This is a genomic window from Polynucleobacter sp. MWH-Braz-FAM2G (assembly GCF_018687635.1).
Taxonomy (GTDB): domain Bacteria; phylum Pseudomonadota; class Gammaproteobacteria; order Burkholderiales; family Burkholderiaceae; genus Polynucleobacter.
On the sequence record NZ_CP061300.1, the window covers coordinates 1,346,155 to 1,363,670 of the forward strand.

The 17,516-nt window shown below is 44.4% G+C and carries 12 protein-coding genes; 3 read left to right on the top strand and 9 right to left on the bottom strand.

The window, feature by feature from the left end:
- Window positions 1-23: 23 nt before the first annotated feature.
- The 6 genes from FD973_RS06900 to FD973_RS06925 form a co-directional block, all read right to left on the bottom strand.
- Window positions 24-1,232 carry a DUF1501 domain-containing protein gene (locus FD973_RS06900; RefSeq protein ID WP_215322596.1) on the bottom strand — a complete coding sequence of 403 codons (1,209 nt, stop codon included), beginning with the start codon at window positions 1,230-1,232 and terminating at the stop codon, window positions 24-26.
- The gene (locus FD973_RS06905) at window positions 1,229-2,692 is read right to left on the bottom strand and encodes a DUF1800 family protein (protein WP_215322597.1); all 1,464 of its coding nucleotides are present in this window, start codon (window positions 2,690-2,692) and stop codon (window positions 1,229-1,231) included. Before FD973_RS06905 ends, FD973_RS06900 begins: the two co-directional genes overlap by 4 nt.
- 153 nt (window positions 2,693-2,845) lie before the next feature.
- Window positions 2,846-3,109, bottom strand: coding sequence for a hypothetical protein (locus FD973_RS06910; protein WP_215322598.1), 264 nt, complete (start codon window positions 3,107-3,109; stop codon window positions 2,846-2,848).
- A 15-nt stretch (window positions 3,110-3,124) separates the two neighbouring features.
- On the bottom strand, window positions 3,125-3,508 hold the full coding sequence (locus FD973_RS06915; protein ID WP_215322599.1) for a translational machinery protein: 384 nt from the start codon (window positions 3,506-3,508) through the stop codon (window positions 3,125-3,127).
- Between the two features lie 162 nt (window positions 3,509-3,670).
- Window positions 3,671-4,579 carry a pseudouridine synthase gene (locus FD973_RS06920; RefSeq protein WP_251368744.1) on the bottom strand — a complete coding sequence of 303 codons (909 nt, stop codon included), beginning with the start codon at window positions 4,577-4,579 and terminating at the stop codon, window positions 3,671-3,673.
- Window positions 4,580-4,702: 123 nt separating this feature from the next.
- Window positions 4,703-4,918, bottom strand: a complete 216-nt coding sequence (locus FD973_RS06925) for a hypothetical protein (protein WP_215322600.1) — start codon at window positions 4,916-4,918, stop codon at window positions 4,703-4,705.
- 204 nt (window positions 4,919-5,122) lie between these two features.
- Between FD973_RS06925 and FD973_RS06930 the strand changes: the two genes are divergently transcribed.
- From FD973_RS06930 to FD973_RS06940, 3 genes are read left to right on the top strand one after another with little or no spacing between them, the layout of a single operon-like run.
- Window positions 5,123-8,518 carry a DUF2126 domain-containing protein gene (locus tag FD973_RS06930; protein ID WP_215322605.1) on the top strand — a complete coding sequence of 1,132 codons (3,396 nt, stop codon included), beginning with the start codon at window positions 5,123-5,125 and terminating at the stop codon, window positions 8,516-8,518.
- 11 nt (window positions 8,519-8,529) lie between these two features.
- The gene (locus tag FD973_RS06935) at window positions 8,530-11,145 is read left to right on the top strand and encodes a circularly permuted type 2 ATP-grasp protein (RefSeq protein WP_215322607.1); all 2,616 of its coding nucleotides are present in this window, start codon (window positions 8,530-8,532) and stop codon (window positions 11,143-11,145) included.
- 7 nt (window positions 11,146-11,152) lie between these two features.
- Entirely contained in the window at window positions 11,153-12,073 is a 921-nt protein-coding gene (locus FD973_RS06940) for a transglutaminase family protein (RefSeq protein ID WP_215322608.1), read from the top strand.
- Window positions 12,074-12,144: 71 nt separating this feature from the next.
- Here FD973_RS06940 and FD973_RS06945 read toward each other — a convergent pair whose 3' ends face one another.
- From FD973_RS06945 to typA, 3 genes are all read right to left on the bottom strand, one after another.
- The gene (locus FD973_RS06945; RefSeq protein ID WP_215322609.1) at window positions 12,145-13,131 is read right to left on the bottom strand and encodes a tripartite tricarboxylate transporter substrate-binding protein; all 987 of its coding nucleotides are present in this window, start codon (window positions 13,129-13,131) and stop codon (window positions 12,145-12,147) included.
- A 94-nt stretch (window positions 13,132-13,225) separates the two neighbouring features.
- Window positions 13,226-15,577 carry a Tex family protein gene (locus tag FD973_RS06950; RefSeq protein WP_215322611.1) on the bottom strand — a complete coding sequence of 784 codons (2,352 nt, stop codon included), beginning with the start codon at window positions 15,575-15,577 and terminating at the stop codon, window positions 13,226-13,228.
- Window positions 15,578-15,671: 94 nt separating this feature from the next.
- A complete protein-coding gene (gene typA, locus FD973_RS06955) occupies window positions 15,672-17,489 on the bottom strand; it encodes a translational GTPase TypA (RefSeq protein WP_215322616.1) in 1,818 nt (605 codons plus the stop codon).
- Window positions 17,490-17,516 lie beyond the last annotated feature (27 nt).

Here is a 17,516-nt window from a genome sequence, read left to right on the forward strand (position 1 = left end):
TGTTTTGCGGATTGCTAATTGCCCTATGTCTTTTGATATTTAAAAGCCTGATTCAGAAACTGTTGATAGTCTGTAGTCACAGCCAAATCAACACCTCTATCCAATGCACCTGTGCTTAGACCGGGCCACTGACCTAATGCTTGACCACCAGGAACATGACTTCCCATGATTAACCCAAATGAACCATGGCCATGGTCAGTGCCGTTGCTTCGATTAGAACGCAAGCGTCTACCAAATTCTGTCATTACAACCAATGTGTATGACTGATTTTTTCTCTCCATATCTTGAGCAAATGCAGCTAGGCTATTGCTCAAATTTTTAATTTGCCCATTCAGTCTACCGGGCTGATTTTCATGGGTATCCCAGCCAGACTGATCAACCCAGGCGTATTGAAGACCGACATTGGCATCTATCAATCTAGCAACTGAACGTAAACCGACTCCAGGATCTGCATTGGGATAGGAAATTTTTCCAGAAGTTTCATAGGGCAATGTTTTGCCATTACCCTTACCAATCGTCTGATTGATGAAATCTAAGTTACTGAGGTGATCTTTGATCCAAGGAGAGGCAATAGCATTTCCATCAGCATTACATAAAGCGCTAAGGGCATTGAATCCATTTACCCCATTAGGCAAAGAAATTCCCCCTTGAATATCACGAACTGCTATCGCACGATGAGCACCTTGCATAGATCGCGGAGCATTATTATTCCCTGCAAATAAGGGAATGGAATTCGACTGAAAGCGAGTTTTGTTAACAACTTGTCTTGCCATCCAGCCTAAGTCATCCGGCAGGGAATTAAGCGACTTCAAGCCCCGCTCCATCATTTCTTGAGCTTCAAAGTGAGAGCGGGTTTCATCTGTTATGCCAATGGCATTCCACACCATCAATTTTCTCTCTGAGAAAAGACCTGCTAATGGTGATGCTTCGGGATGCCAATAAAGGCTTACATTTGCTGTTTCCACTCTTCCACTGCTGGCATCGATTGCAAAACGCATTTCAGGAGGACGAGCAGCAATAAAATTCTCATCATTGAGTGGAGACAGAATGGCTAATCCATCGGCGCCTCCACGAAGAAATACCACAATAAATGGGTGTGACATTTGCGGAGCCACCAACCCACCATTAGATTTTTTTTGAACCTGCGCAAAGCCAAGATCACTAATGCCAGCAAGTGAAGTGGCAACACCAATCTTTAAGAATTCGCGCCGACTGATATTGTCAAAGCTCATGCACGCTCCCCAGCAGATAAATCTGGATCGATCGCCTCAGTTTGAAATGAAGGTGCACAACCCAAATAACCAACCATTTTTCTGGCCATCTTCATATCACCCAAGCGCTCTGAACCCGTCAAGTTTTGTGAGCGTAGGAGTGCTTGCGATAGCTCAGGTCTAGGTTGTCCAAATAGCGGGATCTCCCAACTGGAAAGGAATTGAATATATGTAGAACCTGGAGCAACTTTTTTAAATGGATCCCATTCACCAGTACCCCACCAGTTTTCAGCAATACCTTGAATTAAAGTCATTCTTTGTCTGAGGTAACCAGCAGACAGATTCCACTGCAAACCATCTGGAGGCCCCTCAGGCGAAACCCAGCCATATAATGCAGGCCCCGCCGAATCAATTTGACCCATTATTTTTCCCTCTGAAATATCAAAAGACAAATTGATCGCATTGATAAAGGTGGCTGCAAGCCGCATTGGCTTCTTTACCTTTTGCCTCTCCTCTTTAGGAATGGACGATGCTAACTTAGCAATATGCTTAGACAGCAGACTTAATTGATTGGGCGCATGACGATTTTCAGTAAATACAGCTTGTGCGCTTTGGATCATCTTCTCTGAAGGTTGATCATGAATCATGCGCTTAATCAACTTACGCATCAAGTGACGTGCGGTAGCAGGATGATATGCGCACAAATCCAATACCTTCTTACCATCTTTCATTGGACCGCTATATGGATCAAATTCTGTTGCCAGAATTCTTTTCTGATAATTGTCGTGCCATGACTCAAGATAGATGAACTGACCAGTTTTAGGTAAGTTTTGACCCCCACCAATTCCTGTGCCGTCCTCTATTGTCCATCCTGTAAATGCCCTTGCGGCCTCATATACATCCTGATCTATATAGCCTTTGGGCTTACCTTGCAGAGCACCAGGCACTTCACGCCACTGCGCATAAAGATTATTTAAATACGCGTCTCGGCCTAGAGTGTGTAATTCAAATAATTCTCTAGCGTAATTTTCATTGGCACTACCTGCACGGGAACTTTTGTTATTGAGGTAGTACAGCATGCATGGGTGGGTGGCGGTAGCCTCTAAAAATTGCCGAAAATTACCAAATGCATTTTTACGAATTACCTCGTTTTCCCAGTGAGGCAAGAAGGCGCCAACATTTTGCTCATATCCATAAACTGAGAAGTGATCTCTCCAAAAACTAATCCACTCCTCTTCCCAATAAGTTTTTGCTTGAATCGCTCTTATTAGAGTGGCGGCTTGAATTTCTTTTCTTGGACGAGATCTCTCTGGTGGTGGCATCAACTCATCTCTACCCGTATATTGAAACAGGGTAGGAATACTTGCGTTTAATAAGCTAAGTGGCTTTAGTTCATCAACGGCAGGATACTCTCTACCATCTCTAAGCTTTCCAGCGGCATAGCGCTCGCGGAGAAGCACTTGACTTATATCTGTATTCAATTGCAGAGCCTTTTGCTGGCTGAAATTTAAAAATAATCCATCTTGACGAACGAGCTTTTGTAAATCCTAACCCTAAACACCTACCAAAACAAGGGCGCCAAAAAAGAAGCCCTCAACATCTCTGATGAGGGCTTTCTGCACGACTTTTATCTTCTAACGATGCTTGGCCAGCTTAGCTTCCAACTCAACAGCAAGATCTAAGGCGCCCATATATCCAGACTTCAAATGATTTGGAAGATCGGGATCTCCCACCATTGCACCCAAAGTCTCAACCAAACTAAAGATAATTCCTTTAGCAGCGCCAATCGCAATCGTATTTGCGGCTACTGCCTCGTCAATATGGTTGACTGCATCCAAGAAATAATCATGGCTCGGCAATCCATCAGGACCTAAGGCTTCTTTATTTTCTTTACTCATTTGAGCTCCCTCTAATTACAGCATCTGATCAACTTTATAGAAAAACTTTCGTGCATAAGCAAGAATTTCTTTATCGCTTGGATGATCAACTGTTTCGACACCAACAATTTTTTCAGCAATTTGTGCATCATGATGGTGTGCATGCTTTATAAGCTCCAATTTTGCTGAACCAGGACCTAGTATCAGAATTTCTTTTGATTCTTTTACTGCCTGAATGACGGAATGCAGATACTTAGAATCTAGAGCCAGCTTTCCACTACCCACTGCCCCACCCTTGTGATGCAAGTGAGAATGTGTAGTCTTGCTTTTAATTACTTCGGCTTCACTAGCATCAGCATTTAAAAACATCACATGTGCCTCTTGATGGTCGATCCAAATAACTGCATGATTTAATGACATATTGCTCCCTTTTATGAGTAATGACTACTTTGTTCAGGATACTCCTGCTCACAGACGAGCACTCTATCAAGCTTGATTTAAGTCAAATTAATCTGTTGAGTATTTGAACTTTATTGGAGTCGCTCTCAGTCACAAATCTTCAAGATACTTTCAGCCTGGACCTTAAATCTCAAAATTCAATTTTTGGCGACTCTTAAATTGCCTCGATTCGCCAGTAACAGGATCTTGGAACGCAATCTCCTTAGCCAATAATTGCAAAGGCTTAGTGAAATCCAAGTCATACTCCTGATATGGGGTCAAAACTGGGTAAATTTGGTCGTTCTGAATCGGAATTCCTAATGCATTTAAATGACACCGCAGTTGGTGCTTTTTACCACTCCCTGGGGTTAATTGATATTTAGCCCAGGCGCCTTGGTGTTCTATCAGCTCTATCAAGGTATCTGCATTAGGATTTCCATCTACTTCAGTCATCTGTAAAAAGTGCTCAGACTCTTCCAACCTGCTTCGATAGATTAAAGGCAGTTGATCTGCAACCTTCTTTTTGTAGGGTGCAATTGCTTCATAGACCTTCTTGACTGCCCTATCTCTAAATAAGTTTTGATATCGAGCCCGCTCAGTTGGATTGATAGAAAAGATTACAAGCCCGGCAGTGTCACGATCGATGCGATGAATTGGACTTAATGAAGAAAGCCCTGTTTTTTTCTTCAGTCGATTCAGCAATGTTTGATGCAAGTAAAGTCCAGTTGGTGTTACGGGTAAGAAATGCGGTTTATCTGCGACCAAAATATGACCGTCTTGATAAAGGATCTGCTCCTCAAAAGGAATTTCTGGCTCACGATCTAAACGCCTGAAATACAACAAATGTGTATTAGGTCGATAAGCATCGTTCGCGGATAGGGAATGGCCCTCTCGATCCATTACAAGACCTTCATCAAAACGCTTAACCCACTCACCAGTCTCAATGTGAGGAAATTGAGAAGTAAAAAAGCTTAGCAAATTTGAATGAGTTTGATCAGCAGGTAAATAGACCCGCGAAGCAGAAACTCCTTCTGAGTTAATTTGCATAGCCATGAAACTTCAATGATTGAAGACGACTATTTTATGCTCTCTTTAGCCTACAGAACTTGATCTGTTTTGATGTATTGGTAATTCATATTCCTTTTGGATTATCCTGAGGTAAGCTAGGTGATTTAATTAAGCAGCAATCAAAATATCGCCTATCTCCATTTTTTCCCACCAGATAAAAGGCAATAGATAAAGAGGTTCACCAGCCTCTTGCAGAATTTCCAATGCACCGTCATTGGTTTTGTTTGCCTCATATTTACCGGGGTTTAGAGGCTTACAACCTTTATCCGTGCCATCATTGCAACGCATACGAGCGATGATATTTCGAGTGACATAAACGTACATGCTTCCTCCTAAAAGGTAATCCCATAGCTTGGTTTTCTGCTTTCTTTGGGCTCATCTACAACTTATTCCTTCTGCAATGCCCTTGAGAACAGCAATGCACGTTTTTTGACCTGAAATACCCTTTTTTGGGCGTTTGACAGACTTGCGCACTATATTTGTGCGCCGCAAAAGGGTGTGTGCTATGTGAACTTCTAGACTTTGCCTATGTCCATACACGCCGCCCTACACCACGTTACCGAATATGAATATGACCGCCCAGTTAAGCTTGGGCCACAGGTCATACGTCTACGTCCTGCGCCTCATTGTCGAAGCCACATTCTTTCCTATTCATTGAAAGTTGAGCCCGAAGGTCACTTTATAAATTGGCAACAAGATCCGTTCGCGAACTATCAAGCTCGTCTAGTGTTTCCTGAGAAAACAACGCGCTTCAAGGTAACGGTTGATCTTGTTACGGAAATGGCGGTATACAACCCATTCGACTTTTTTCTAGAACCCGACGCAGAAAACTATCCGTTTTCCTATAACTATGACCTTAAGAAAGAGTTGCGCCCTTATTTAGGAAAAAAGCGTGCCGATGGATTAAATAGATACTTCAAAACAGTCAATCGCAACAAAATGCGAACCATTGATTTTCTGGTCGCTCTTAACCAAAAAATTCATCAAGATATCGACTACACCATTCGCATGGAGCCCGGGGTTCAAACTCCTGACGAGACGCTTAAACTTAAAAGCGGTTCATGCCGAGATTCCGCATGGCTCATGGTGAATATTCTGCGACTCTGCGGATTAGCTTCACGTTTTGTATCGGGTTACCTCATACAGCTTAAGCCAGATGTGAAGGCACTTGATGGTCCCAGCGGTACTGAAGTCGATTTCACTGATCTCCATGCTTGGTGCGAGGTATATTTACCGGGTGCCGGTTGGATTGGCTTAGATCCTACCTCAGGACTATTTGCTGGTGAGGGTCATATACCTGTTGCCTGTACTCCTGAGCCATCAGGAGCAGCGCCAATTGAAGGTGGTGTTGATAAATGTGAAGTGAAATTCTCACACAGCATGGAAGTAACGCGTATTTATGAAGCACCACGCGTCACCAAACCTTACACAGAAGAACAATGGCAAGCCATTGTTGATCTTGGTCATCGAGTAGACGAGCAACTTGTAGCCAATGACGTTAGATTGACTATGGGTGGTGAGCCAACCTTTGTTTCCGTAAATGGACGTGATGAGCGTGAATGGAATGTCGATGCATTAGGACCCACCAAACGTGGATATGCAACGGATTTAGTAGAGAAACTTCGCAAGGAGTACGGCGATGGCGGCTTTTTACACTTTGGGCAGGGAAAGTGGTATCCAGGTGAGCAATTGCCCCGTTGGGCTTTATCTATTTACTGGCGAGCTGACGGACAGCCTATATGGAAAAATCCGAGTTTGTTTGCAGATGAGCGCAAGCCCGCCAATTACACCAGCAAAGATGCCGAAAAATTTGTTTATACACTTTCTAAAAAATTGGGTCTTGCGGATAAATTTATCGAGCCAGCCTATGAAGATGTGTTTTATTACCTCTGGCGCGAATCCAAACTACCAGTTAATGTGGATCCATTTGAATCTAACTTAGATGATGAGATGGAGCGCACTCGTTTAAAGCGGGTCTTCACACAAAAACTCGACTCTGTCATTGGATATGTCCTCCCAATTGAAGCCGATCAAGGGCAAAACTACTTTGACACCAACTGGAAAACTGGTCCCTGGCTATATCGTGATGATCGCCTTTACCTCCTGCCAGGCGACTCTCCAATGGGCTATCGCCTACCGCTTGATTCGCTACCTTGGACCAGCAAGGCCGACTATCCCTACCTAATAGAGCAAGATCCATTTGCGCCAAGGCCAGCACTTAGGACTCATTCATCAGTATCTCATCAACAAAAACCCATTAAGAATGAGTCCGCAAGTGCTCGCAAGACAATTTGGAGCCAATCACAAGAAGTAAAATATCCACAGCGTCAAGAATCTGCTGCATGGATTACTAGAACAGCAATGTGCGTCGAGACTCGCGATCCAATGCGCTCTAATGGACCTAAAGCGGAAAATGAACATGGTGGCAAGTCAGGTGTCCTGTATGTATTTATGCCACCTCTTGCACGTTTAGAAGACTATCTAAATTTATTGAGCGCGGTGGAAGCAACTGCGGAAGACTTAAAGTTCCAAATCGTTTTAGAGGGCTACCCTCCACCACGCGATCCAAGATTAAAGCTATTACAAGTCACTCCAGATCCTGGCGTAATTGAGGTGAATATTCATCCGGCACACAGCTGGGATGAATTGGTCCAGCATACCGAATTTTTATATCAAGCAGCATTTGAATCTCGCCTTTCTGCAGAAAAGTTTATGGCAGATGGTCGTCACACGGGCACAGGGGGTGGAAACCATTTTGTGATGGGTGGCGCCACGCCAATAGATAGCCCCTTCTTACGTAGACCAGAGTTGCTAGCAAGCTTAATTTTGTATTGGCACAACCATCCAAGCCTGAGCTATTTATTTAGCGGGATGTTCATTGGCCCAACCAGCCAAGCACCTCGAGTTGATGAAGCTCGTAACGATCAGGTATACGAATTAGAAATTGCCCTAAAAGAAATTCAGGAAAATCGCAAGAAGTATGGTCAAAGCATGCCGCCATGGCTAGTTGACAGAACCTTACGCAATATTTTGATTGATGTTACTGGCAACACACACCGTAGTGAATTTTGCATCGACAAAATGTACTCTCCTGACAGCCAAACTGGTAGGCTCGGTTTGTTAGAGCTACGCGCTTTTGAAATGCCTCCGCACGCTCAAATGAGTATTGTTCAACAATTATTAATTCGGGCATTGATAGCGCGTTTCTGGAATGAGCCCTATAACGCCCCTATGACTCGCTGGGGAACCGAGCTTCATGATCGCTGCTTATTGCCTACATTCATTAAGATGGATTTTGATGATGTAATTGAAGAAATGCAGCAGCATGGTTACGATTTTAAGCCTGAATGGTTTGCACCACACTTTGAGTTCCGCTTCCCACTAATAGGTCAAGTACAGGCTATGGGCACAGAGATTACCCTGCGAAATGCACTAGAGCCTTGGCATGTCATGGGGGAAGAAAGCGCTGCTGGCGGCACAGCACGTTATGTTGATTCATCTTTAGAGCGTATTGAGGTTCGCGTTACTGGGCTAAACCAAAGTCGCTACACCATTACCTGCAATGGCGAACCCTTACCATTACAGCCTACAGGCATTGCCGGTGAATATGTTGCTGGTGTCCGCTATAAGGCTTGGAATCCCCCTTCCAGCTTGCATCCCAGTATTGGCATTCATGCCCCGCTTGTATTTGATGTTATTGATACCTGGATGAAACGCTCTGTCGGTGGTTGCCAATATCACGTTGCTCACCCAGGTGGCCGGAATTACGACAACTTCCCCATCAACGCTTATGAGGCAGAAAGTCGTCGTCTCTCGCGCTTTTTCCGGATGGGTCATACCCCAGGATTTATAGAAGGCATTCGAGCGAACATTGATCTACCAGCCAGCAGGGAATTCCCATTTACGTTAGATATGCGGCGATGAGACAATAGCTTGTGGAACCTTCTCAAGCCGACCCATTGAAAGCTATAGCCAACTCTTCTCTAACGGAAGAAATTGCTCGCCTTTCCCCAAAGGCGTCAATTGGGCATTTTGATGAATTGCGTGGCAACTCTGTTTCTTTACTGCCGCAGTGGAAAACCTTTTTTGAAGCGCTCGGCACATCGGGGTTAAGCGATCTTGATCAGCGTACTCAAGAATTAAATAGGCAAATTCGTGATAACGGAATTACCTATAACGTCTATGCAGACGAATTCGGACCTCAGCGACCATGGTCTGTAGATTTATTTCCACTGATTATTAGCCCAGAATCTTGGCAAGAAATTCAAGCTGGAGTCTTGCAGCGAGCTAAGCTCTTAGAAGCCATCATGACGGATATTTATGGGCCCCAAAATTTACTAAAAGAAGGTTTTATTCCGCCCGCATTAATTCATGGGCATCCAGGTTATTTACGATCCATGCATGGCATAAAACTTACTAGTAATAAACATCTCCATATTATGGCTTTTGACTTAGCCAGAGCGCCTAGTGGATCATGGTCAGTATTATCACAACGCACTCAAGCACCTTCAGGATTGGGTTACCTGCTGGAAAACCGCAACCTAATTGCAAGGCAATTTCCACAAGCTTATGATCAGATGCACATCGCTCCTTTAGCCAATTCTTATAGGAGCTTGATAGATGCCTTAAAGCATGAGAGCCCCGCTGGCATGAATGCCCATATTGCTCTTCTAACTCCTGGGCCATATAACGAAACATATTTCGAGCATGCCTATCTTGCTCGCTACCTTGGATTGACTTTAGTAGAGGGTGGTGATTTAACGGTTCGAGATCAGCATCTATTTCTAAAAACAGTGCGCGGATTAGAACCCGTTCATATCCTGCTAAAGCGTTTAGATGATGAGTTCCTAGATCCGCTTGAATTACGCTCTGATTCCACCCTAGGAATACCTGGTTTATTGCAATCTATTAGAGCGGGGAATGTCATACTAGCCAATGCGCCTGGATCCGCTTTTTTAGAATCCCCTGCTCTATTAGGCTTCTTACCCGCCATTAGTGAAAGATTGCTTAATGAAAAAATCCAACTTCCAGCAATGGACACTTGGTGGTGCGGTGAACGCGCTGCACTAGAGGCTGCTATTCCCAATTTAAGTCATAGCGCTATCAAGCCAACCTACCCTCCTGATTCAGGGCATCAGAGCTATGAATCTGTTTTGGGTGGAGAATTAAACCAAGCCCAGTTAGATGAATGGGTTGGACGAATTACACGTCAGCCCGATGAACATACAGTTCAAACCTATATACCCTTGGCTCAGATGCCAACTTGGCTCACATCATCAACCCTCAATGACCCAAGTTTAATTGAACCCCACTCATATATGTTGCGAGTATTTGCACTGAGTGATGGTCCCAATAGCTGGCAAGTCTTGCCTGGTGGCCTTGCACGAATTGCGGGCGCAGACTCAGGAATTGCATCCATGCAACGGGGAGGCAGTAGTGCCGATGTATGGGTACAAAATATCGCGACCACCAAGGAACAAGGACAACAAAAACAGCCGGCTGTACAAGCCCCAGAAAAGCTAATGCGTAAGCGCCTTGTAACCAGTAGAGCCGCAGAAAATCTATATTGGTTTGGTCGATACACAGAGCGAAGTGAAAACATTCTGCGTTTAGCTAAGTTATACCTTGAAAAAATTAATAGCGAATACACCCCTTCTCGTCCACTTTGGGTATGGCTAGAAAATCTCTGTCACTTCTACGGGCTTGTTCCTGAAGGCGTGCCAAGCAACTATGATCAAGAAGATGTTCGTCATCGAATTTTTGAACGCACTTTAATTCATTCACTCAATGCAAGTGAAAATGTGACCAGTGTTGGATTTAACCTAAAGGCAATGAAGCGGACAGCTTCTAATGTGAGAGAGAGATTATCGACAGAACAATGGAGCACCATTAATCATTGCATAGAGCAATTTCAAGCTGATTGCGATAAAGCAAATACATTCCAAGATTTTTCCTCATCCCTTGCAATTGATGCATTGGATGGTGCAAGCAGTTGTTTGGCAGCTATCACTGGCGCGCAAACGGATCGCATGACCCGAGATGATGGCTGGCAATTGCTTTCAATTGGAAGGCACATAGAGAGACTTGCTTTTCTGACGAATGTTTTGGATTCTGCGATTGATGCTGGACTGTTAAATAATCCTAGTGAAGATAGCTCTGGTTATATTGCTCTACTAAATTTATTTGATAGCACGATTACATTCCATGCCCAGCATCAACAAAGTCGTGAGATGGTGCCTTTGGTTAGCTTATTGGTCATGGATGATGAGAACCCGCGCTCCCTTGCATGGGTCAGTAAGGCGCTTCGAGCACGGCTTTCTAAGCTAGCCGGCACGGAGCGAGATAACCCAAATGAACTGACACGTAGCGTAGTTAATTTACTGGATTATGATCTCTACGCCCTTTCTAGCGCAGATAATTCTGGATCGTATTCAAATCTTAGAGACTGTTTACGCAACTGCTCGCAATCTGCTTGGAATGTATCAGATGAAATTAGCGCTCGCTATTTTAATTTGATCCACTCAAACGAATACAGCATTCAAATGCAATAAGCTTAATATGCTACTTGAGATCACACACGATACCCACTACACCTACGACCCTAATGTCGAGATAGCCCAGCACTTTGCCCACCTCAAGCCCGCAAACACTGAAACACAAACGGTTCTTAATACCGAAATTTATGTTGATCCCAAGCCTGCATGGAGCGAAGAAAATAAAGATAGCTATGGAAATGTGTGCACCTTCTTTTCTCTACAAAGCAGACATAGCGAATTATTAATTACTGCCAAATCCCTAATTGAAACCTCCAGCACTGTTTATGGGCCAAAACCCCTAGACACCCCTGCTTGGGAATTGGTGCGTGAATATTTTCGTTATCACTCAAACACCAAGTGGGACGCTGCCTCAGAATTTCTATTTCCCTCGCCTTTCATTACCTTGCGGCCTGAATTTGCAGAATTTGCGCGTGCAAACTTTACCTCAGGTAGACCTTTGTTAGATGCCGCAATTGATTTGATGAGGCGAATTTATAGCGAGTTTCACTACGTCAGCAAAAGTACGGATATCAGCACGCCAGCAATAGAGGCATTAAACAAGAGACAAGGCGTATGTCAGGACTTTGCGCATATTCTGATTGCCTCTTTACGCAGCATTGGGTTGCCTGCTAAATATATCAGCGGCTATATTCTCACTAATCCACCCCCTGGACAGGCAAGACTCATTGGCGGAGATGCTTCGCATGCCTGGGTATCTGTTTATGTACCAAGTCTCAATGAAAATAGCCAACTAGGTCATGGAGTTTGGTGTGACCTCGATCCAACCAATAATCGCTGGGGCTACGGCACCCCAGGCGAAGACTACGTTCACCTAGCGGAAGGACGAGACTTTTCAGATGTTTCACCAATTAGAGGAGTGATCCATGGTGGCGCTGACCATACACTCAATGTAGCGGTTACAGTGCTACCCATTAACTCCTAATATCCATCTTGTTGAAATGAAAAAACCGCCCGAAGGCGGTTCTTTGTTTGGGTAAAGATTACTTAAATTTATTAATCTGCGTAAACACCTGCAGACTTAATAATTGGAGTCCACAAATCTATCTGGGCCTTTAGGTGTTTTTTCAGACCCTCAGGAGTTGCGTTAGCTTGCGAAGGAATTTCCACCCCTAATTCAGCCATATGCTGCTTGTACAGCGGGTCTTGAATAGCACCTTGTAAAGCTTTAGCCAACTTATCCATTTCTGGCTTAGGCGTACCTTTTGGAGCATAAACACCATGCCAAACCTTCACTTCAAAGTTCTTTAGGCCCTGCTCGTTCAGAGTTGGGATCTTATCGAAAGCCTTGATGCGTTGCATGGTGGTTGTGCCATAAGGCTTCACAGCATTTGTTGCCAGTTGACCAGAAAGATTAGTTGTCTGATCACACATCAATTGAACTTGTCCACCAATTAAATCAGTTAATGCAGGCGCCGTTCCTTTGTAGGGAACAGTCGTTAAATCTAATTGAATACGACTCATAAAGAGCAAACCACAAAGGTGACTAGCTGAACCTACGCCAGCATTGGCATATGCAATCTTGCTCACGTTTGCTTTCATGTAAGGAAGAAGCTCTTGATAATTCTTAGGAGGCAAATCCTTATTGCCAACTAATACCATTGGCACGTCAGCAACCTGACCCACGTACTCATAATCATTCAAAGGATCAAAGCCCAAGTTCTTATACAAAGCAGGTGCAGTAGACATGCCAATATGATGAATAAGCAATGTATATCCATCATTCTTAGAGTTAATTACGCGCTTCGCAGCAATGGTACCGCCAGCGCCGGGGCTGTTATCAACAATCACCTGACCCTTAAGTTGCTTACCCATTGCTAGGGCTAGCTCACGCGCTACTTTATCGGTTGGACCACCAGCAGAAAAAGGCACCACTAATGTAATTGGGCGATCCCCAGGAAAATCTGCAGCTTTTACAGCAGAAACACCAACACCAAATGCACACAGCGAAATTGCTGCAATGCGGAAAATTGATTGAGACATTTTCACAGGATTCCGAGCCTTTCGTGATTAAACAAGCAAAAACATAGTTTAGAGAAATTACACTATAAGTGCTAGAAATTCCAAAAATAACCTGCTATTTTTTAAGCTTACTAAATGCGGCAGCCATTGCATTATTCATTGGGGGTGCTGTGCGTCTTTCCTCTGGTGCCTTTCTGGATTCCGACGGTTTGGCTCCATGGGGCACTCTTTGCTCATTTCTAGGCCCAGGCTTAGGTGATTCATCGCTTAGACGCATGGTCAGCGCTATCCGCTTTCGCTTTTCATCTACCTCTAGTACTTTTACCTTCACAACCTGACCTGCCTTTACTACGCTATGAGGATCTTTTACAAAAGTATTGGATAAAGCCGAGATATGCACCAAGCCATCCTGATGAACACCGATATCTACAAAGGCACCAAAGGCCGCTACGTTTGTAACTACACCCTCTAGAACCATATCAACCTTTAGGTCGCTAATTTTTTCTACACCTTCTTTAAAGGTGGCGGTTGTAAATTCTGGTCGAGGATCACGACCAGGTTTCTCAAGCTCCTTGATGATGTCAGTAACAGTTGGTAAGCCAAACTGTTGATCAACATACTTCTCTGGCGAGAGAGATTTGAGTAAGTTAGCATCCCCAATCACCTCTTTCACACCCTTTTTAATATCCTTCAGAATTTTCTCCACTAAAGGATAGGATTCAGGGTGTACCGCGGACGCATCCAAGGGATCGTCTCCATTCATGATGCGTAAAAAGCCGGCGGCTTGTTCGTATGTTTTGTCACCTAAGCGTGGCACGCTCTTAAGCTCTGCTCTCGATTTAAAAGCACCCTTACTATCTCTGTAAGCAACGATACCTTCAGCCACAGTCGAACTCAATCCCGATACCCTTGCCAATAGAGGTGCTGAGGCAGTATTCACATCTACTCCGACAGCATTCACGCAATCCTCAACTACCGCAAGCAATGACTTTGCTAATTGAGTTTGCATCACATCGTGCTGATATTGACCAACACCAATTGACTTGGGATCTATCTTCACCAACTCTGCTAAGGGATCTTGCAATCTTCTAGCAATCGAAACTGCGCCTCGTAAGGAAACATCCATGCCTGGCAATTCTTTTGAAGCGTATTCTGAGGCGGAATAAACAGATGCACCTGCTTCAGATACAACAATCTTAGTGAGCCCAAGTTCTGGTTTCGCTTTAATAAGGTCCTGCGCCAATTTATCGGTTTCACGAGAAGCAGTTCCATTGCCGATCGATATTAGTGACGCATGATGTTTTTCAGCCAATTTAGCCAAAGTAATCAAGGATCCAGCCCAATCATTTTTAGGTTGATGCGGATAAATCACATCGGTATCAACCACTTTGCCGGTCGCATCCACCACAGCAACCTTGACGCCTGTACGCATGCCAGGATCTAGACCAATGGTGACTCTTGGGCCTGCTGGAGCTGCTAATAAAAGGTCTTTAAGATTTCGAGCAAAAACATTTATCGCCTCAGTTTCTGAGCGCTCACGCATTGCAGTCATCAACTCTGACTCCAAATGCAAAGAACACTTCACACGCCATGTCCAGCGAACGGTATCACGCAACCATGTGTCAGCTGGTCGACCTTCATTTTTAATATTGAAATGATTGGCAATTCGGTTTTCACAGGGATTGTGAGGGGCGTCCCATTTAGGCTTCTCTTCTTCAGTATCTAGACGCAAGTTAACCATCAAAATCTGCTCGCGACGACCTCTAAATAAAGCTAGAGCGCGGTGCGACGGAATGGCTTTAATCGGTTCTAAGTAATCAAAATAATCAGAGAACTTTTCGCCCTCCTGTTCTTTTCCTGCGATTACCTTGGACTCAACCACGCCATGATCTTGCATATATTCTCGCAATGACTGAACCAAGGAGGCATCTTCAGCAAAGCGCTCCATTAAGATCTGACGGGCGCCTTCAAGCGCTGATTTAATGTCCGGAACTCCAGCATTATCTACCCCATCAATCTGAAAAGCTTCCTTGAAATATTTGGTAGCCTCTACTTCGGGATCTAGCTTTGGATTATTGAGCAAGTCGTTTGCCAAGGGCTCCAAGCCAGCCTCTACTGCGATTTGTGCTTTTGTTCGGCGCTTTGGCTTATAGGGAAGATATAAATCTTCTAAGCGAGTCTTATCTTCGGCCAACATAATTGCCTTCAGCAACTCTGGCGTCATCTTGCCCTGCTCTTCTATTGAGGTAACAATGGTTTTCCGGCGATCCTCTAACTCTCTGAGGTAAGTTAAACGCTCCTCCAATAAACGTAACTGCGCATCATCCAATCCACCTGTTACTTCCTTACGGTAACGCGCAATAAAAGGGACGGTCGCACCCTCATCTAATAGAGTTATTGCAGCGGCTACTTGAGCGGGTTTGGCAGACAGTTCTTGGGCAAGACGTTGTTCTATAGATGGCAGCATAAAGATGGGAATTAGCTAATATTTTTAGAGTTTTTGATTTCAATGAAGAACAAAAGCCACCCGGAGGTGACTTTTGATTTGAGGCTTAAGTTACTTACTCGCGTGATGCTTTTTTACGCTCATGCTCCTTGAGATAGCGCTTACGAATACGAATACTTTTCGGGGTAACTTCAACCAATTCATCATCATCGATAAACTCAACCGCATATTCTAAGTTCATCGCAATTGGAGTAACCAAGCGAACTGCTTCATCAGTACCAGATGCGCGAACGTTAGTTAATTGCTTTCCTTTAATTGGGTTCACAACCAAATCGTTATCACGACTATGAATGCCAATCACCATGCCTTCATACAAAGGATCTCCAGGACTTACAAACATACGGCCACGATCTTGCAACTTCCATAAAGCATATGCCACTGCTTCACCATCGTCTTGGCTAATCAATACTCCGTTATGACGCTCTCCCAAGATACCGTCTTTAGCTGGAGCATAGGAATCAAATGTATGACTCATCAAACCATTGCCGCGGGTCATTGTCATGAAATCGCCTTGGAAGCCGATTAAGCCACGCGCCGGAATACGATATTCAAGACGTGTACGACCTTTACCGTCGCTAACCATATCAAGTAATTCACCTTTACGCTTACCCAAGTCTTCCATAACGGCGCCTTGAGTCGTGTCCTCTACGTCAACTGTTAAGTTCTCGTATGGCTCCATCTTCACGCCATTTTCTTCATGGAAAACAACGCGTGGACGAGAAACTGCTAGTTCGTAACCTTCACGACGCATAGTTTCCACCAAAATAGTGAGATGCAATTCACCACGACCTGACACCTCAAATACGGTGTCATCGTCAGTATCCTTAACGCGCAAAGCCATGTTAGACTTTAATTCGCGGTCAAGACGTTCACGAATCTGTCGGCTAGTAACAAATTTACCTTCACGACCGGCTAATGGGCTAGTGTTCACCATAAAGTTCATGGTCAAAGTAGGTTCATCAATCTTGAGCATTGGCAAGGCCTCTGGAACATCTGGGGAGCATATGGTTGTACCAATAGCCAGATCTTCAATACCGTTTACCAAAACGATATCACCTGCTTGCGCTTCATCAACCAACTCACGCTCAAGACCACGGAATTTCAGGACTTGATTAATGCGGCCTTTACGTTGCACACCGTCAGGACCATCCATAAAAACCACATCCATGCCAGGCTTAACAGTTCCACGATTTACACGACCAACACCAATCTTACCGACGTAAGTACTGTACTCAATCGAAGTAATTTGTAATTGCAATGGACCTTCGGGATTGTCATCACGCACGGGAACATGCTTCAAAACAGTGTCGAAGAGCGGGCGCATATCACCTTCGCGCACATCATCGGTTAAACCAGCATAACCATTCAAACCTGAAGCGTAGACCACAGGGAAATCTAATTGCTCTTCAGTTGCGCCGAGTTTGTCAAATAATTCAAAAGTAGCATTGATTACATAATCAGTACGAGCGCCTGGGCGGTCAACTTTATTAATCACCACAATGGGCTTTAATCCCAAAGCCAAGGCCTTCTTGGTTACGAAACGGGTTTGTGGCATTGGGCCTTCAACTGCATCTACAAGGAGCAATACACCATCCACCATCGAGAGTACGCGTTCCACTTCACCACCAAAGTCTGCATGTCCCGGGGTATCCACGATATTGATGTGCGTGCCGTCGTACTCCACAGCACAGTTCTTGGACAAAATAGTAATACCGCGCTCTTTTTCCAAGTCGTTTGAGTCCATAACGCGTTCGGTCACTTTTTCATTGGAGCGAAATGTGCCAGATTGGCGCAAGAGTTGGTCAACCAAGGTGGTTTTACCGTGGTCAACGTGGGCGATGATGGCGATGTTACGAAGTGCGCGTTTAGTCATGTGAAGCTTCTAAAGTTAAAAATAAGT